This is a genomic window from Pseudoclavibacter sp. 8L, from assembly GCF_902506465.1.
In the GTDB taxonomy this organism is placed as follows: domain Bacteria; phylum Actinomycetota; class Actinomycetes; order Actinomycetales; family Microbacteriaceae; genus Pseudoclavibacter.
In genome coordinates, this window is sequence record NZ_LR733186.1 from 1,036,645 (window position 1) to 1,051,355 (window position 14,711).

A 14,711-nucleotide genomic window follows, 5' to 3' on the forward strand; every position below is an offset into this window, starting at 1 on the left:
CTGCGCTATTCGGCCCCGATGCGTCCCGCGATGAGCGGGCCGCCGGTGAGAGCCTCCGACCCGGCGTCCCCGACCTCGTACGCACCCTCGAGCGCCTCGAGCGCACGCGGGAAGCGAGCGGCGTCCTCGGCAGAGAGCGTGAAGAGCACATCGCCCTTCTTGACGGTGTCGCCCGGCTTCACAGCCAGGTCGATCCCGGCCGCGTGGATGACCGGATCCTGCTTGCGTGCACGCCCCGCTCCGAGTCGCCACGCGGCGATACCGAAGGGCAGCGCCTCCTGGCGGGTCAGCACGCCGTCGCGGTCTGCCCGGACCTCGTGCGTCTCGTTCGCCACGGGCAGCGCGCCGTCCGGGTCGCCGTCCTGCGCCGCGACCCAGCGCCGCCACACGTCCATCGCTGCGCCGTTCTTCAGCGCACCTTCGACGTCGGCGTCCGGCTTGCCCGCCAGACGGAGCATCTCGCGGGCGAGTTCAACAGTGAGCTCGACGACATCGGCGGGACCCCCGCCCGCGAGCACCTCGACCGACTCGCGAACCTCGTTGGCGTTGCCGATCGCGAGCCCGAGCGGGACATTCATGTTCGTGAGCAGCGCCGACGTGCGCACGCCGGCGTCTTCGCCGAGCGCCACCATGGTCTCGGCGAGGGCGCGGGAGCGCTCGATGTCGCCCATGAAGGATCCGGAGCCGAACTTCACGTCGAGCACGAGCGAGTCGGTGCCCTCCGCGATCTTCTTCGACATGATGCTCGACGCGATGAGCGGGATGCACTCGACCGTGCCGGTGATGTCGCGGAGGGCGTACAGCTTCTTGTCGGCGGGGGCCAGGCCGGCGCCAGCGGCGCAGATGACGCCGCCGATCTCCTGGAGGAGCCGGAACATCTCCTCGTTGCTGAGGTCGGCCCGCCAGCCGGGGATGGCCTCCAGCTTGTCGAGGGTTCCTCCCGTGTGGCCGAGTCCGCGGCCGGAGAGCTGCGGCACCGCCACGCCGAAGGAGGCGACGAGCGGCATGAGCGGAAGCGTGATCTTGTCGCCGACGCCCCCGGTGGAGTGCTTGTCGACTGTGACCTTGCCGAGCCCGTCGAAGTTCATCCGCTCACCGGATGCGATCATCGCGAGGGTCATGTCGCGGATCTCGGTGCGCTCCATGCCGTTGAGGAAGATCGCCATGGCCATCGCTGCCATCTGCTCGTCGCCCACGAAGCCGTTCGCGTAGCGCGAGATGAGCCAGTCGATCTCCGGCGTCGACAGGGATCGCCCGTCGCGCTTCGCCTTGATGAGGTCGACGGCGTCGAACGCCTCGATTGCGGAGAGTGCGGGGGTGGAGCTCATGCGATCCCTTCGAGATCTCTGGGGCCGAACGCATCCGGCAGTACCTGGTCGATGGTGCGGATGCCCGAGACGGTGTCGAGGAGCATCCCGGGGGCTGAGAACTCGTACAGCAGCTGACGGCAGCGGCCGCACGGCATGATGATGTCGCCGGCGCCGTTGCAGCAGGAGAACGCGACGAGCTTGCCACCGCCGCTCGCTTGGAGCGCGGACACCAGCCCGCACTCGGCGCACAGGCCGACTCCGTAGCTGGCGTTCTCGACGTTGCAGCCGACGACGATGCGTCCGTCGTCGACGAGGGCGGCGGCGCCGACCGAGTAGTTCGAGTACGGCGCGTAGGCCTTCGCCATGATGTCGCGTGCGGCCTGGCGCAGGGCTTCCCAGTCGGGTGCGAGCACTTCGGTATCTGGTGTTGTCATCGCTATGCCTTCACGTAGGGTTTGCCCGCCGCGGCAGGTCCTCGTGACTGGCCGACGAACCCGGCCACGGCGAGGATGGTGACGATGTAGGGAATCATCGCCATGAACTCGGGTGGGATGTTCGCGCCGACCTGGCTCACGAGCGTCTTCAGGTTCGAGGCGAAGCCGAAGAGCAGCGCCGCGAGGGTCGCGTAGACGGGGTGCCAGCGCCCGAAGATCAGTGCGGCGAGGGCGATGTAGCCCTGTCCGCTTGTCATCTCCTGGCTGAACGAGCCGACGCTGCCGAGCGTGAAGAAGCTTCCGCCGGCGCCGGCGATGGCGCCCGAGAGCAGGACGTTCCAGAACCGCGTCTTGTTGACCTTGATGCCAACCGTGTCGGCAGCCTTCGGGTGCTCTCCGACGGCACGGAGGCGCAGGCCCCATCGGGTCTTGAAGAGTGCGAAGGTGAGCGCCGGCACCGTGAGGAACATGAGGTACACGATGAACGTGTTGTCGAAGAGCAGCGGCCCGATGACGGGGATGTCGCTCAGCAGTGGGATCGCGAAGCGCGGGTACTTCTCGTTCTGCGCGATCGTGTTGAGGAACCCGCTGTCGCGGGTCATGACGCCCGAGTAGAGGAAGTTCGTCAGGCCGATCACCAGCATGTTGATGACCACGCCGACGACAACCTGCTCGACGAGGTAGCGGATCGAGAAGACCGCGAGGATGAGCGAGACGAGCATGCCCGCGAGGATCGCTCCGAGGAGGCCGAGGAACGGGTTGCCTGTCATCGAGCCGATGAGCGCCGAGGTGAACGCGCCGGCGAGAAGCTGGCCCTCGATGGCGATGTTCACGACGCCGACGCGCTCCGAGACGAGTCCCGCCATGGATCCGAAGATCAGCGGGGTCGAGATGGCGAGCGTTCCGGTGAGGAGCCAGGTGAGCGGGACGTTGGCGTTGGCGCCGATGAAGACGATGAGCGCCCACACCCAGAGGATGCCGAAGACGACCATGACCCACATGGGCAGCTTCTCGCCCGCTGCTGTGCGGAGGAAGGCGACGACGGTGATTCCGGCGAGGATCACGCCGATGATGAGGTTCGTCATCATGGTCGGCAGGACCAGGGGGGCGAACTTGATGGGGACGCCATCCGAGTTCAGGTCGATCGTGCTCGAGGCTCCTGCAGGTGCGAGCAGCCCGAAGACGATGAGGACGAGCGCGCTGAAGAACGCGTACGCGATCGGCGCCTTCCAGCTGCGGGTCGAGCGGACCTCGGCCTTGGTGCTTGCCCCTACCGGGATCTGCTCCTCGGTGCTCGGCGTCACTGCGGTCATGCGTTCACCTCGTTCTTCTTGCCGTTGCTGCCCTTGTCGCTGCTGTCTCCCCGACCCTCGCGCGACGCGCGGATGCGGTCGAGGAGGCGAATGCCGGACGGCCGCGGGAGGCGGAAGATCGCCCGGATGAGAGGCGGCGCTGCGATGAAGAGCACGATGAGGCCCTGGATGACGGCGACGATGTCGATGGGGATGCCCTCGACGACCTGCATGGGGAAGGAGCCAGCCTTGAGCGCACCGAAGAGGAGGCCCGCGAGGATGATGCCGACCGGGTGGCCGGCACCGAGCAGTGCGACGGTGATGGCATCGAAGCCGATACCCGCGTGCACTCCGGGGTCGTAGCCCGCTGTCGCGCGACCGAGCACCTGCGTGGCACCGGCGAGGCCGATGAAGGCGCCGGCGATGGCCATCGTGAGGAAGGTGATGAAGGCGACGTTGATGCCAGCCGTTCGTGCGGCGCTCGGGTTGAGGCCGACCGCGCGCACCTTGAAGCCGACCGTGGTGCGCTCCATGATCCACCAGTAGACGAATGCGGCGGCGATGGCGAGGATGAAGCCCCAGTCGGCGGCACCGACGAGATCCGGCAGCTGCGCGGACTCGACGATGGGCTTGGCCTTGGCGTTGCCGCCAGCACCCTCAGCCTGGAAGACCGGGGTCTTCAGCAGGTAGGTGATGCCCCAGAAGGCGATCCAGTTGAGCATGATCGTGACGATCACCTCGTGGGCGCCGGTCTGCGCCTTCAGCCAGCCAGCGATGCCGGCCCAGAGCGAGCCGCCGACGATGCCGGCGAACGCCGCCACGAGAACGTGCACGACAAACGGCAGCTGCAGGCTCGCGCCGATGAAGCCGGTGAAGAGCGCCGCGATGAGGATCTGGCCCTGACCACCGATGTTGAAGAGGCCGGCGCGGAACGCGAACGCGACGCCGAGGCCAGCCGTGATGAGCGGGGTCGCCCACATGAGCGTGTTGGTCAGCGGCACGAAGCCGTTGCGGGGCGAGTAGATCGCGCCTTCCCACAGCGCGCGGAACGCGCCGGCGATGACGCCGCCCGCCGCCGCGAAGAGGTCCATCGGTCGCGAGAAGAAGTAGCCGGTGGTCTCGAGGACGTCATCGCTCGTGAAGACGACGAGGAGCGAGCCGATGAGGAGCGCCAGCACGATCGCGAGGATCGAGCGCAGCGGCCCTCCGCCGAGGATGTCGCGCCAGAGGCCGTGCCACGGGGACTGCTCGCTCGCGGCGGCCGGCACCTGGGTGCCGGGTGGCGGCGGGGTCTCCGCCGTCACGTTCTGCAGCTGGCTCATACCTCTACCCCCGCCATCATCTGGCCGAGCACGTCTCGCGACGTCTCCGGTCCAACGATTCCCATGCTCTTGCCCTGGTACATGACCATGATCCGATCTGCCAGCTGGACTACTTCGTCGAGCTCCGTCGACACGATGATGACCGGGATGCCCGAGTCGCGGACACGCACGATCTGCTCGTGCACGAACTCGATCGACCCGACGTCGAGACCTCGCGTCGGCTGCGAGGCGATGAACATCCGCAGGTCGCGGCCGAGCTCGCGGGCGAGGACGACCTTCTGCTGGTTTCCGCCGGAGAGGCGACCCACGGCCGTCTCGATAGACGGTGCCCTGACGTCGAAGTCCTTGACGTTCTTCTCCGCGAAGGCGGTGATCTCCCGCAGGTTGAGCGCGATGCCGTTCGAGAATGGCGGGCGGTCCGCGCGGTCGAGCACGAGGTTCTCAGCGATCGTGAAGTCGCCGACGATGCCGTCTTCGGTGCGGTCTTCCGGCACGAAGCCGAGTCCAGCATCCAGCGTCTTCTTGACCGACTGCCCGATGAGCTCGTTGCCGTCGAGGCTGATCGAGCCGAGCGCCTTCTTGTGGAGGCCGAGGATGGCCTCCGTCAGCTCGGTCTGCCCGTTGCCCTGCACGCCGGCGATCACGAGGATCTCGCCCTCGCGCACCTCGAAGCTCAGCTCGTCGACCTGCTTGGCGCCGACTTCGTCGAAGACCGTCAGCTCGGAGACGACGAAGGTCGTCTCCCCCAGCTTCGGGGCCTCCTTGTCGACGTCGAGGTCGACCGCTCGGCCCACCATCTTCGCCGCGAGCTCTTCGTTGGACTCGCTCGGGAGCGCCGTGCCGACGACCTTGCCTCGCCGGATGACCGTGATGCGGTCCGCCACCTTGCGGACCTCTCGCAGCTTGTGCGTGATGAAGACGATGGAGGTGCCGGCCTTGCGCAGCTGATCCATGATGACGATGAGCTCGTCGGTCTCCTGGGGCGTGAGCACGGCGGTGGGCTCGTCCAGGACCAGGATCTTCGCGTCGCGCGAGAGGGCCTTGATGATCTCGACGCGCTGCTGCGCGCCGACGGGCAGGTGCTCGACCAGCGCATCGGGGTCGATGTTGAAGCCGAACTGCGCCGACAGGTCGCGCACCTTCTGGCGCGCGCTGTCGATGTCGAGCACGCCGAGCCCACTGGCCGGCTCGTGCCCGAGCATGAGGTTCTCCGCCACGGTGAAGACGGGGATGAGCATGAAGTGCTGGTGGACCATTCCGATGCCGGCGGCCATGGCATCGCCAGGACCGGAGAAGTGCCGGACGTCGTCGTCCAGCAGGATCTCGCCCTCATCGGCCTGGTAGAGGCCGTAGAGCACGTTCATCAGGGTCGACTTGCCAGCACCGTTCTCGCCGAGGAGCGCATGGATCTCGCCCTCCTCGATCGTGAGGTTGATGTTGTCGTTGGCCGTGAAGGCACCAAATCGCTTGGTGATGCCTCGAAGCTCGAGTTTCATAGCGGTCCACTTCGCTGTGCAGTAGTGCGGAATACGGCCTGGTGGGCCGGTGATACGCGAGCCGGTCGCGGTGGTGACCGCCGCCAGCTCGAGATGCATGCGTAGGCATGCTACGGGGCCGCCGCGAGTTTGCGCGACGGCCCCGCATCATGTTGTGCCCAGACGTCAATCTGGACGGCAGAGGATCAGACCTTGGGTGAGGAAGGCGACAGTTCTGGGTACTTGCCGTCGATGACTTCCTGCTTCAGGGTGTCGATCTCGTCGAGCGTGCCGGAGGGCAGCTCCGACTCGAAGGCGCCGAAGCCGGAGAGGCCGACGCCCTCGTTCTCGAGGACACCCGTGTAGGTGGTGCCACCCTCGAACGTGCCGTCGACGCTCTGGGAGATCGCGTCGAGAACCGTGACGTCGAGGCCCTTCATGATCGACACGAGGATGATGTCCGCGTACTGCTCGTCTGCGACCGCGAGGTCGGAGTCGACGCCGAGGATGACGGCGTCCTGGCCGCCTTCGCGGATCGCCTCAGCTGCACCCTGGTAGAGGGGTCCGCCGACGGGGAGGATGACGTCTGCACCCTGGCTGAGGAAGCCGGTGGAGATCTCCTTGGCGCGGGAGACGTTCGTGAAGTCGTCCACGAACGAGCCCTGCTGCGAGTCGACGTCCCAGCCGATGACCTTGACGTCCTTGCCCTTGACCTCGTTGAAGTGCTTGACGCCGTTGGCGAAGCCGTCCATGAAGATCGTGACGGTCGGGATGGCGGCGCCGCCGTAGGTGGCGACGGTGCCCGTCTTGGAGTACGCAGCTGAGGCGTAGCCCGCCAGGAACGCGGCCTGGGCCGTGTCGTAGTTGAGCTCGAGCACGTTGGCGATGCCGAGGCCCTCGACGTCGACGATCGCGAAGTCGACATCTGGGTTCGCCTCGGCTGCTGCGGCCGTCGCGTCTGCCAGCTTGAAGCCGACGGGAACGATGATCTTGCAGCCCTGGTCGACCATGGTCGTCAGGTTCGCCGCGTAGTCGTCCGGTGTTGCCGACTCCGCCTCGAGCACGTTGACTCCGAGCTCGGACTCCGCGTTCTCGAGCCCCGTGTGCGCAAGCTGGTTGAAGGAGCGGTCGTCGAACCCGCCCTCGTCAGACACCATGCACGCGGTGAAGTCGGATGCGCCTTCAGCGGCCCCATCGCCTGCTTCTGGCGCGGGGGCACAACCGGCGAGCACGAGGGCTGCAACGCCCACCGTGCCAAGTGCAGCGAAACGCTGCTTCGAAGAGATAGCCACTCTCGATCCTCCTGAGTTGGATGTCCGTCGGGCCGCAGAACGCGAACACGACGAAGCTGGTGATTGCCCGAGCATAGCCGTAGCGCTGCGTCACAATTCGGCCGAAATCGGAATCGAAACCCGACCGTTGCACAGTTACGAGCGTGTTTCTCGGCGCGTCGCCCGGCGATGCTCACGACACCGGAGCGTCGCAGGCCGATCGGTCGGTGCGGAGCCGTGGATGCCCGCTCCAGCCCTCGGTCAGTTCGCTCCCGTCGGCGATGACGGCGACTCGACGACGATCTCGCCGGAGATGATCTTCGCCTTGAGCGCCTCGACCTCCATCTTCAGCTCGGCGGGGATCTTCGCGTCCCAGTCGTGGAAGGAAGACAGTCCGACGCCGTCGTTCTCGAGCGTGCCGACGTTGTTGCCGGCCTCGAAGGTCCCGGAGATGTCGGAACCGATGACGCCGAGGATGGCCGGTTCCATCCGCTTCTCGACCGTCGTGACCAGGAGCGGCCGGTACTCCTCGCCCAGGAGCTCGTACCCGTCGGAGTCGACCCAGATGATGCCAACGTCGCCCGCGGCCAGCGCCGCTGCCGCTGCGCCCTCACCCGCCTGAGCCGCGACGGGCATGATGATGTCGGCGCCCTGCGAGATGAGCCCCTGCGCCGTGGTCTGCGCGGCGTTCGTGTTGGTGAAGTCGTCGGTGAAGGATCCCTGCTGCGTCTCCGGGTCCCAGCCGACGACCCGCACGGACGCGCCCTTCGTCGTGTTGTACTGCTCGACCCCGGCGGCGAAGCCGTCCATGAAGACCGTCACGGGAGGCTGGTTGCCGCCGCCGAACGTTCCGACGACTCCGGTCTCGCTGACTCCCGCCGCCAGGTAGCCCGCGAGGAAGGCGGCCTGGGCCGTGTCGTGCACGATGGACGCGACGTTCGGACCGTCGACGACCTCGTCGACGATCGAGTACGTGATGTCCGGGTTCGCCTCCGCGGAAGCGCGGGTCGCGTCGGCCAGCTCCCAGCCGACCGTGACGATGTAGTCGCAGCCCTCGCCGACCATGGTCTCGAGGTTCGTCTCATAGTCAGCCTGCGACTGCGAGACCGTCTCGCGCATGTCGACGCCGTACTCCGCCTGGGCCGCCTCGAGCGACTCGAAGACGGCCTGGTTGAACGAGCGGTCCTGGATGTTGCCGCTGTTCGCGACCATGCACGCCAGGTAGTCGCTGCCCGCAGCCGCCGTGTCCGTCGATCCGGGCGCCTCAGGAGGGGCCTGGCAGGCCGTGAGAGCGAGGGTTGCGACGGCGAGCGCACCGATGGCGCCTGGAATGCGAGAGCGTGACATGCCGGAAGAGTAGTGGGACCCGGGCGCAGACCGCTACGCGCGTGCACGGATCGTTGTGACCGTGCACGCGCGCAGAGGACTGGGAGGCGACCTAGAGGACTTCCGGTCGCTTCGACGCCTTGATCTCGGCGACCAGCTGCTTGACCTTCTGCGCGTTCGCCGCGGTTGTGACGAGCAGCGCATCCGGGGTGTCGACCACGACGATGTCCTTGATGCCGGCGATAGCGACGACGCGGTCGGTGTGGTTGACGATGAGGCCGGAGCCGTCGACGACGACGACGTTGCTCTCGTTGCCGTGCACGGTCACGCCGTTGCCGTTGGTGCTCTTGCGGAGCCGGCTCACGGCCGCGAAGTCTCCCACGTCGTCCCACTGGAAGTAGCCGGGGATGACGGCCAGCTCGCCGCGGGCGGCCGCCGGCTCGGCGACGGTGTAGTCGATGGCGATCTTCTCGAGGTTCGGCCAGACGCGAGCGGTGACCTCCGCCTGCTGATCGGTGCCCCAGGCATCCGCGATCTCGTTGATGCCGGCAGCCAGGGTCGGGTTCGACTCAGCCAGCGCCTCCATGAGCCGGTCGACGCGGGCGAAGAACATGCCCGCATTCCAGAGGTACTCCCCGGAGGCGAGGTAGCGGCGAGCGGTCGCCTCCTTGGGCTTCTCGACGAACGCGTCGACCTTCCGCGCACTCGGGGCGGCGGGGATCTTCAGCGGCTTGCCCGCTCGGATGTAGCCGAACGCCGTGGACGGCTCGATGGGCTGGATGCCGATCGTGACGATGGCACCGGCGTCTGCCGCCTCGACGGCCTCGCGCACTGCCGCTGCGAAGCGGTCGGTCGCACCGATGAGGTGGTCGGCGGCGAACGAGCCGATGATGGCGTCGGGCACACGCCGCTGCAGGATGGCCGCGGCGAGGCCGATGGCCGCCGTCGACTCGCGCCCCTCGCTCTCGAGGACGATGTTCTCCTCGATGAGCTCTGGGAGCTGCGCGCGCACCTCCTTGGCATGCGCCTCTCCCGTCACCACGAGGAGCCGGTCCTCCGCGCACAGCGGCGCGAGGCGGTCCCAGGTCGCCCGCAGGAGGGTCGAGCCGTTCCCGACGACGTCGTGGAGGAATTTCGGGGCTTCGGCCCGCGAGAGGGGCCACAGTCGGGAGCCGACGCCTCCCGCTGGAATCACGCCATAGAACCGATCGATCGCATCTGCCATGCGCAACACCCTAGGGGAACACTGTCACGCGCTGGTTTCGGCAGGACGAAGCTGTGGAGAAGACGTCGTTCCGGCGTCGCCGCGAGTTCACCTCCGTGCCACTCCCAGCACCTACGTTCGCCCTATGCGCATCGCGGTCGTCACCGAGAGCTTCCTCCCCACCGTCAACGGCGTGACGAACAGCGTCTGCAAGGTGCTCGACCACCTCGCGCTGCGCGGACACGAGGCCATCGTCATCACCCCAGCCGCCGGCTCGCCGAAGGACTACAAGGGGTTCCGCGTCGTCGAGGTGCCGGCTCTCGACTACCGACAGTTCCCCGTCGGCCTCCCCTCCCCGAGGGTCGATCGACTCCTCGCCGAGTTCGCGCCAGACATCGTGCACGCGGCGAGCCCGCTCTTCCTTGGCTCGCAGGCGATCGCGGCCGCGAAGCGACGCGGCATCCCGAGCGTGGCCGTCTTCCAGACCGACGTCGCGGGGTACACGAAGCGCAACAAGCTGAGCGCCATGGAGGGCTTCGCCTGGTGGTTCATCCGCTGGCTGCACAACAACGCGGACCTGACGCTGGCGCCGTCCAGTGCTGCGCTCGGCGACCTGCGGCGCGCCAAGATCACGAACGCCACCCGCTGGGGCCGAGGGGTCGACCTCGAGACCTACCATCCGCGCAACAAGCACGAGCAGAGCGTGCGCAGTAGTCGCAAGCGCCTGGGCGCCGACTCGCGCACCATCATCGGCTACGTGGGCAGGCTCGCGCCCGAGAAGCAGGTCGAGCGCCTCGCCTCGCTCAGGGGGCTCGACGACGTGCAGCTGGTCGTCGTCGGCGATGGGCCGTCGGAGCCGAGCATCCGGAAGGCCCTCAAGGGGGTCCCGGTTCATTTCGCCGGGCGACTCGGCGGCCAAGACCTGGCCATGGCGTACGCGAGCTTCGACGTCTTCGTGCACACGGGCACGGAGGAGACCTTCGGGCAGACGATCCAGGAGGCCCACGCCAGTGGCCTGCCCGTCGTCGCCCCCTACGCGGGCGGGCCCATCGACCTCATCGAGCACGGCGTCGACGGATTCCACTTCGACCCCGACCGAGCAGGCGACCTCGATCTGCGGGTCATGCTCGAGAAGCTCGTCGAGGCTCCCGAGCTGCGTGCCAGGATGGGTGAGGCTGGCCGCCGCCGAGTGCTCTCGCGCTCGTGGGAGAGCGTCTGCGACGAACTGCTCGGCCACTACGCCGACGTGTTGGCGGGGGCGCGCCGCCCCGTCACGCTGCCGCTCGCCTGAACGGCCCGGTCCATGCCTCGGCCTCGCGCAGACAACGCCGCCAAGGAAGGTTAACCTTGCCAGCCGGAAACGGCGGGAGGCGTAGTCTAGGCGGGTATCAACATGCCCAACGCAGTGTAGTTGGGAGCTGCCGCTCAGTCTTCACCTACTCGGCGCAAGAGTCCTGAGCGGAAGAACGCAACGCGACAGAAGGGCAATCCCGTGTCAGCCGTACAGACACCAGCTCCGGCGGGCTCGACAGCCCCGAAGAACACAGCGAAGAAGCCGCGACGCGGCGGCACGCTGTACCGGGGGAACGAGGGCATGTGGTCCTGGGTCCTCCACCGCATCACCGGCGTCTCCATCTTCTTCTTCCTCATCGTGCACGTGCTCGACACGTCGCTCGTGCGGGTCAGCCCTGAGGCCTACAACGCGGCCATCCACACCTACCAGACGCCCATCATGGGCATCGGCGAGGTCGGACTCGTGGCAGCCATCTGCTACCACGCGTTCAACGGAATCCGCATCATCCTCATCGACTTCCTGCCCGGCGGCGCGAAGTACCAGAAGCTCATGTTCTGGATCGTCATCGGCCTCTGCGTCGTCACGATGATCGGCTTCACGCCCCGCCACCTCATCAACGTGTTCAGCCACTAGGAGGGAGCTGCCATGACTATCGAAACCATCGAGTACCCCCGTTCAGCAGCTGCCGCCAAGAACAGCACCAACTGGGAGCGAATCGGCTGGGCGTTCATGCGCGTCTCCGGCGTGCTGCTCGTCATCCTCATCTTCGGCCACCTCTTCACGAACCTCATGGTCGGACAGGGCGTCGCCGCCATCGACTTCGCGTTCGTCGCCGGCAAGATGGCAGATCCCTTCTGGGTGGTCTGGGACACGCTCATGCTGGTCCTCGCGTTCATCCACGGCGCCAACGGCATGCGCACGATCATCAACGACTACGTGTCGAAGGCGAGCACGCGTCGCGCACTGCAGGTCACGCTGTTCCTCGTCACGACGGTGCTCATCGTCCTCGGCCTCCTCGTGATCTACACGTTCGACCCGTGCCCCGCGAACGGCGCAGCCGAGAACCTGCCGAGCTTCTGCCCGGCCTAGCCGACCCCGCTCGGCCACACGACTTCCACCACCTCAGAAAGAAGAGCCACAGACATATGGCAGAGAAGCTCGCTCCGACGCGCACCGTCGACGGCGTCCACTACCACCAGCACGAGATCGTCATCGTGGGCGCTGGCGGCGCCGGGATGCGCGCGGCCATCGAGGCCGCGCAGGGCGCTGACACGGCTGTCGTCACGAAGCTCTACCCGACTCGCTCGCACACCGGTGCGGCACAGGGAGGCATGGCGGCGGCTCTCGCGAACGTCGAGGACGACAACTGGGAGTGGCACACGTACGACACCGTCAAGGGCGGCGACTACATCGTCGACCAGGACTCTGCGGAGATCCTCGCGAAGGAGGCCATCGAGGCGGTCATCGACCTCGAGAACATGGGCCTGCCCTTCAACCGCACGCCGGAGGGCAAGATCGACCAGCGTCGCTTCGGTGGCCACACGCGCGACCACGGCAAGGCGCCGGTTCGCCGCGCCTGCTACGCGGCTGACCGCACAGGTCACATGATCCTCCAGACGCTGTACCAGAACTGCGTCAAGCACAACGTCAAGTTCTTCAACGAGTTCTACGCGCTCGACATCGTGATGACCGAGGTCGACGGCCAGGAGGTCCCCGCGGCCATCGTCGCGCTGGAGCTCAAGACGGGCGAGCTGCACGTCTTCCAGGGCAAGGCCTTCATCTTCGCGACGGGCGGCTTCGGCAAGGTCTTCAAGACGACCTCGAACGCGCACACCCTCACGGGTGACGGCATGGGCATCGTCTGGCGCCGTGGCCTCCCCCTCGAGGACATGGAGTTCTACCAGTTCCACCCCACCGGACTGGCCGGCCTCGGCATCCTCCTCACCGAGGGCGCGCGCGGCGAGGGCGCCATCCTCCGCAACGCCTCGGGCGAGCGCTTCATGGAGCGTTACGCACCGACCATCAAGGACCTCGCGCCCCGCGACATCGTGGCTCGCTCCATGGTGCAGGAAGTGCTCGACGGCCGCGGCGCAGGCCCGCACAAGGACTACGTGTACCTCGACTGCACCCACCTCGGCGCTGAGGTACTTGAGACGAAGCTGCCCGACATCACCGAGTTCGCGCGCACCTACCTCGGCGTCGACCCCGTCACCGAGCCGGTGCCCGTGTACCCCACCGCGCACTACGCGATGGGCGGCATCCCGACGAACAACGCCGGAGAGGTGCTCTCCGACAACGAGACCGTCATCCCCGGCCTCTACGCGGCCGGCGAGTGCGCCTGCGTCTCGGTGCACGGCTCGAACCGTCTCGGCACCAACTCACTGCTCGACATCAACGTCTTCGGCAAGCGCAGCGGCCGCAACGCCGTCGAGTACGTCAAGACCGCCGAGTTCGCTCCCCTGCCCGACGACGCAGCGGCGTTCGTCAAGGGCATGGTCGACGACCTGCAGGCATCGACCGGCACCGAGTCGGTCGCCGGCCTGCGTCGTGAGCTGCAGGAGACGATGGACAAGAACGCCCAGGTCTTCCGCACCTCGGAGACGCTGACCGAGGCGACGAAGGTCATCCACTCCCTCCGCGAGCGGTACACCGAGATCTCGGTCTTCGACAAGGGCAAGCGCTACAACACGGAGCTGCTCGAGGGCATCGAGCTCGGCTTCCTGCTCGACCTCGCCGAGGTGCTCGTGTACTGCGCCCTCAACCGCGAGGAGAGCCGCGGCGGCCACATGCGCGACGACTTCCCGAAGCGCGACGACGTCAACTGGATGCACCACACCATGGCGTACCTGACGGGCGACCGGAAGTCTCCCGACCCCGCAGACCACATCCGTCTCGACAAGAAGCCCGTGCGCGTGACGCGCTACGAGCCGACCGAGCGCAAGTACTAGGAAGGGCTTCACAGAATGACTGCTGCAACGACTGAAGCACCCGAGGCGCCCATCGAGGCTCCCAAGCCGTTCACGGTGACGCTCAACGTGCGCCGCTACAGCCCTGAGACGGACACCGAGCCGTACTGGGAGGCGTTCGATGTCGAGATGTACCCGACCGACCGCATCCTCGACGCCCTGCACCGCATCAAGTGGGACCAGGACGGCTCGCTCGCGTTCCGTCGTTCCTGCGCACACGGCATCTGCGGCTCCGATGCGATGCGCATCAACGGCCGCAACCGCCTCGCGTGCAAGACGCTGGTCAAGGACCTCGACATCTCGAAGCCCATCTACGTCGAGGCCATCAAGGGGCTCCCCCTCGAGAAGGACCTCATCGTCGACATGGAGCCGTTCTTCGAGGCGTACCGCGAGGTGCAGCCCTTCCTGAAGGCTCAGGCCGAGCCGGAGAAGGGCAAGGAGCGCTTCCAGTCGATTGCCGACCGCGAGCGCTTCGACGACACCACCAAGTGCATCCTGTGCGCCGCATGCACCACGTCGTGCCCCGTGTTCTGGACCGACGGCCAGTACTTCGGCCCGGCCGCCATCGTGAACGCGCACCGCTTCATCTTCGACTCCCGTGACGAGGACGCGAAGGTCCGCCTCGACATCCTCAACGACCGCGAGGGAGTCTGGCGCTGCCGCACGACCTTCAACTGCACCGAGGCCTGCCCGCGTGGCATCCAGGTGACGAAGGCGATCGCCGAGGTCAAGCAGGCAATGCTGAAGGGTCGCGTGTAGCCACGACGTCAGCATCAGCGAAAGGGGGCAGCCGAATTCGGCTGCTCCCTTTCTCGCG

13 protein-coding genes are annotated in these 14,711 nt (G+C 67.1%); 5 read left to right on the top strand and 8 right to left on the bottom strand.

Going from position 1 to position 14,711, the window contains the following annotated elements; genetic code table 11:
- Positions 1 to 5: 5 nt before the first annotated feature.
- The 8 genes from GV007_RS11580 to GV007_RS11615 form a co-directional block, all read right to left on the bottom strand.
- The gene (locus GV007_RS11580) at positions 6 to 1,328 is read right to left on the bottom strand and encodes a thymidine phosphorylase (RefSeq protein WP_160072722.1); all 1,323 of its coding nucleotides are present in this window, start codon (positions 1,326 to 1,328) and stop codon (positions 6 to 8) included.
- Positions 1,325 to 1,744 carry a cytidine deaminase gene (locus GV007_RS11585; RefSeq protein WP_228502402.1) on the bottom strand — a complete coding sequence of 140 codons (420 nt, stop codon included), beginning with the start codon at positions 1,742 to 1,744 and terminating at the stop codon, positions 1,325 to 1,327. Before GV007_RS11585 ends, GV007_RS11580 begins: the two co-directional genes overlap by 4 nt.
- Positions 1,745 to 1,746: 2 nt before the next feature.
- The gene (locus GV007_RS11590; RefSeq protein ID WP_104243044.1) at positions 1,747 to 3,057 is read right to left on the bottom strand and encodes an ABC transporter permease; all 1,311 of its coding nucleotides are present in this window, start codon (positions 3,055 to 3,057) and stop codon (positions 1,747 to 1,749) included.
- On the bottom strand, positions 3,054 to 4,358 hold the full coding sequence (locus GV007_RS11595; RefSeq protein ID WP_160072724.1) for an ABC transporter permease: 1,305 nt from the start codon (positions 4,356 to 4,358) through the stop codon (positions 3,054 to 3,056). The genes GV007_RS11590 and GV007_RS11595 overlap by 4 nt, the downstream gene beginning before the upstream one ends.
- The gene (locus tag GV007_RS11600; protein ID WP_104243049.1) at positions 4,355 to 5,854 is read right to left on the bottom strand and encodes an ABC transporter ATP-binding protein; all 1,500 of its coding nucleotides are present in this window, start codon (positions 5,852 to 5,854) and stop codon (positions 4,355 to 4,357) included. Before GV007_RS11600 ends, GV007_RS11595 begins: the two co-directional genes overlap by 4 nt.
- A gap of 185 nt (positions 5,855 to 6,039) precedes the next feature.
- Complete coding sequence (locus tag GV007_RS11605) at positions 6,040 to 7,125, bottom strand: BMP family lipoprotein (protein WP_236558481.1); 1,086 nt, start codon at positions 7,123 to 7,125, stop codon at positions 6,040 to 6,042.
- 240 nt (positions 7,126 to 7,365) lie between these two features.
- The gene (locus tag GV007_RS11610; protein WP_160072728.1) at positions 7,366 to 8,451 is read right to left on the bottom strand and encodes a BMP family lipoprotein; all 1,086 of its coding nucleotides are present in this window, start codon (positions 8,449 to 8,451) and stop codon (positions 7,366 to 7,368) included.
- A 91-nt stretch (positions 8,452 to 8,542) separates the two neighbouring features.
- Positions 8,543 to 9,655, bottom strand: coding sequence for a mannose-1-phosphate guanylyltransferase (locus GV007_RS11615; protein ID WP_160072730.1), 1,113 nt, complete (start codon positions 9,653 to 9,655; stop codon positions 8,543 to 8,545).
- A gap of 124 nt (positions 9,656 to 9,779) precedes the next feature.
- Between GV007_RS11615 and GV007_RS11620 the strand changes: the two genes are divergently transcribed.
- The 5 genes from GV007_RS11620 (at position 9,780) to GV007_RS11640 (ending at position 14,653) form a co-directional block, all read left to right on the top strand.
- Positions 9,780 to 10,925 (top strand): glycosyltransferase family 4 protein, encoded by a 1,146-nt coding sequence (locus GV007_RS11620; RefSeq protein ID WP_160072732.1) that lies wholly within the window; start codon positions 9,780 to 9,782, stop codon positions 10,923 to 10,925.
- 303 nt (positions 10,926 to 11,228) lie between these two features.
- Positions 11,229 to 11,561: a succinate dehydrogenase, cytochrome b556 subunit gene (gene sdhC / locus GV007_RS11625; protein ID WP_104252310.1), complete on the top strand. Its 333-nt coding sequence runs from the start codon at positions 11,229 to 11,231 to the stop codon at positions 11,559 to 11,561.
- 12 nt (positions 11,562 to 11,573) lie between these two features.
- Positions 11,574 to 12,017, top strand: coding sequence for a succinate dehydrogenase, hydrophobic membrane anchor protein (gene sdhD, locus GV007_RS11630; RefSeq protein WP_181058009.1), 444 nt, complete (start codon positions 11,574 to 11,576; stop codon positions 12,015 to 12,017).
- 56 nt (positions 12,018 to 12,073) lie between these two features.
- On the top strand, positions 12,074 to 13,876 hold the full coding sequence (gene sdhA / locus GV007_RS11635) for a succinate dehydrogenase flavoprotein subunit (RefSeq protein WP_104243062.1): 1,803 nt from the start codon (positions 12,074 to 12,076) through the stop codon (positions 13,874 to 13,876).
- 15 nt (positions 13,877 to 13,891) lie between these two features.
- The gene (locus GV007_RS11640) at positions 13,892 to 14,653 is read left to right on the top strand and encodes a succinate dehydrogenase iron-sulfur subunit (RefSeq protein ID WP_104243064.1); all 762 of its coding nucleotides are present in this window, start codon (positions 13,892 to 13,894) and stop codon (positions 14,651 to 14,653) included.
- Positions 14,654 to 14,711: the final 58 nt, after the last annotated feature.

Bases quoted from the DNA above. Each gene is read 5' to 3' on its own strand.
- GV007_RS11615 (WP_160072730.1), bottom strand. From the start codon at position 9,655: ATGGCAGATGCGATCGATCGGTTCTATGGCGTGATTCCAGCGGGAGGC.
- GV007_RS11610 (WP_160072728.1), bottom strand. From the start codon at position 8,451: ATGTCACGCTCTCGCATTCCAGGCGCCATCGGTGCGCTCGCCGTCGCA.
- sdhC (WP_104252310.1), top strand. From the start codon at position 11,229: ATGTGGTCCTGGGTCCTCCACCGCATCACCGGCGTCTCCATCTTCTTC.
- GV007_RS11620 (WP_160072732.1), top strand. From the start codon at position 9,780: ATGCGCATCGCGGTCGTCACCGAGAGCTTCCTCCCCACCGTCAACGGC.
- GV007_RS11640 (WP_104243064.1), top strand. From the start codon at position 13,892: ATGACTGCTGCAACGACTGAAGCACCCGAGGCGCCCATCGAGGCTCCC.
- GV007_RS11600 (WP_104243049.1), bottom strand. From the start codon at position 5,854: ATGAAACTCGAGCTTCGAGGCATCACCAAGCGATTTGGTGCCTTCACG.
- GV007_RS11585 (WP_228502402.1), bottom strand. From the start codon at position 1,744: ATGACAACACCAGATACCGAAGTGCTCGCACCCGACTGGGAAGCCCTG.
- GV007_RS11595 (WP_160072724.1), bottom strand. From the start codon at position 4,358: ATGAGCCAGCTGCAGAACGTGACGGCGGAGACCCCGCCGCCACCCGGC.
- GV007_RS11580 (WP_160072722.1), bottom strand. From the start codon at position 1,328: ATGAGCTCCACCCCCGCACTCTCCGCAATCGAGGCGTTCGACGCCGTC.
- sdhA (WP_104243062.1), top strand. From the start codon at position 12,074: ATGGCAGAGAAGCTCGCTCCGACGCGCACCGTCGACGGCGTCCACTAC.
- sdhD (WP_181058009.1), top strand. From the start codon at position 11,574: ATGACTATCGAAACCATCGAGTACCCCCGTTCAGCAGCTGCCGCCAAG.
- GV007_RS11590 (WP_104243044.1), bottom strand. From the start codon at position 3,057: ATGACCGCAGTGACGCCGAGCACCGAGGAGCAGATCCCGGTAGGGGCA.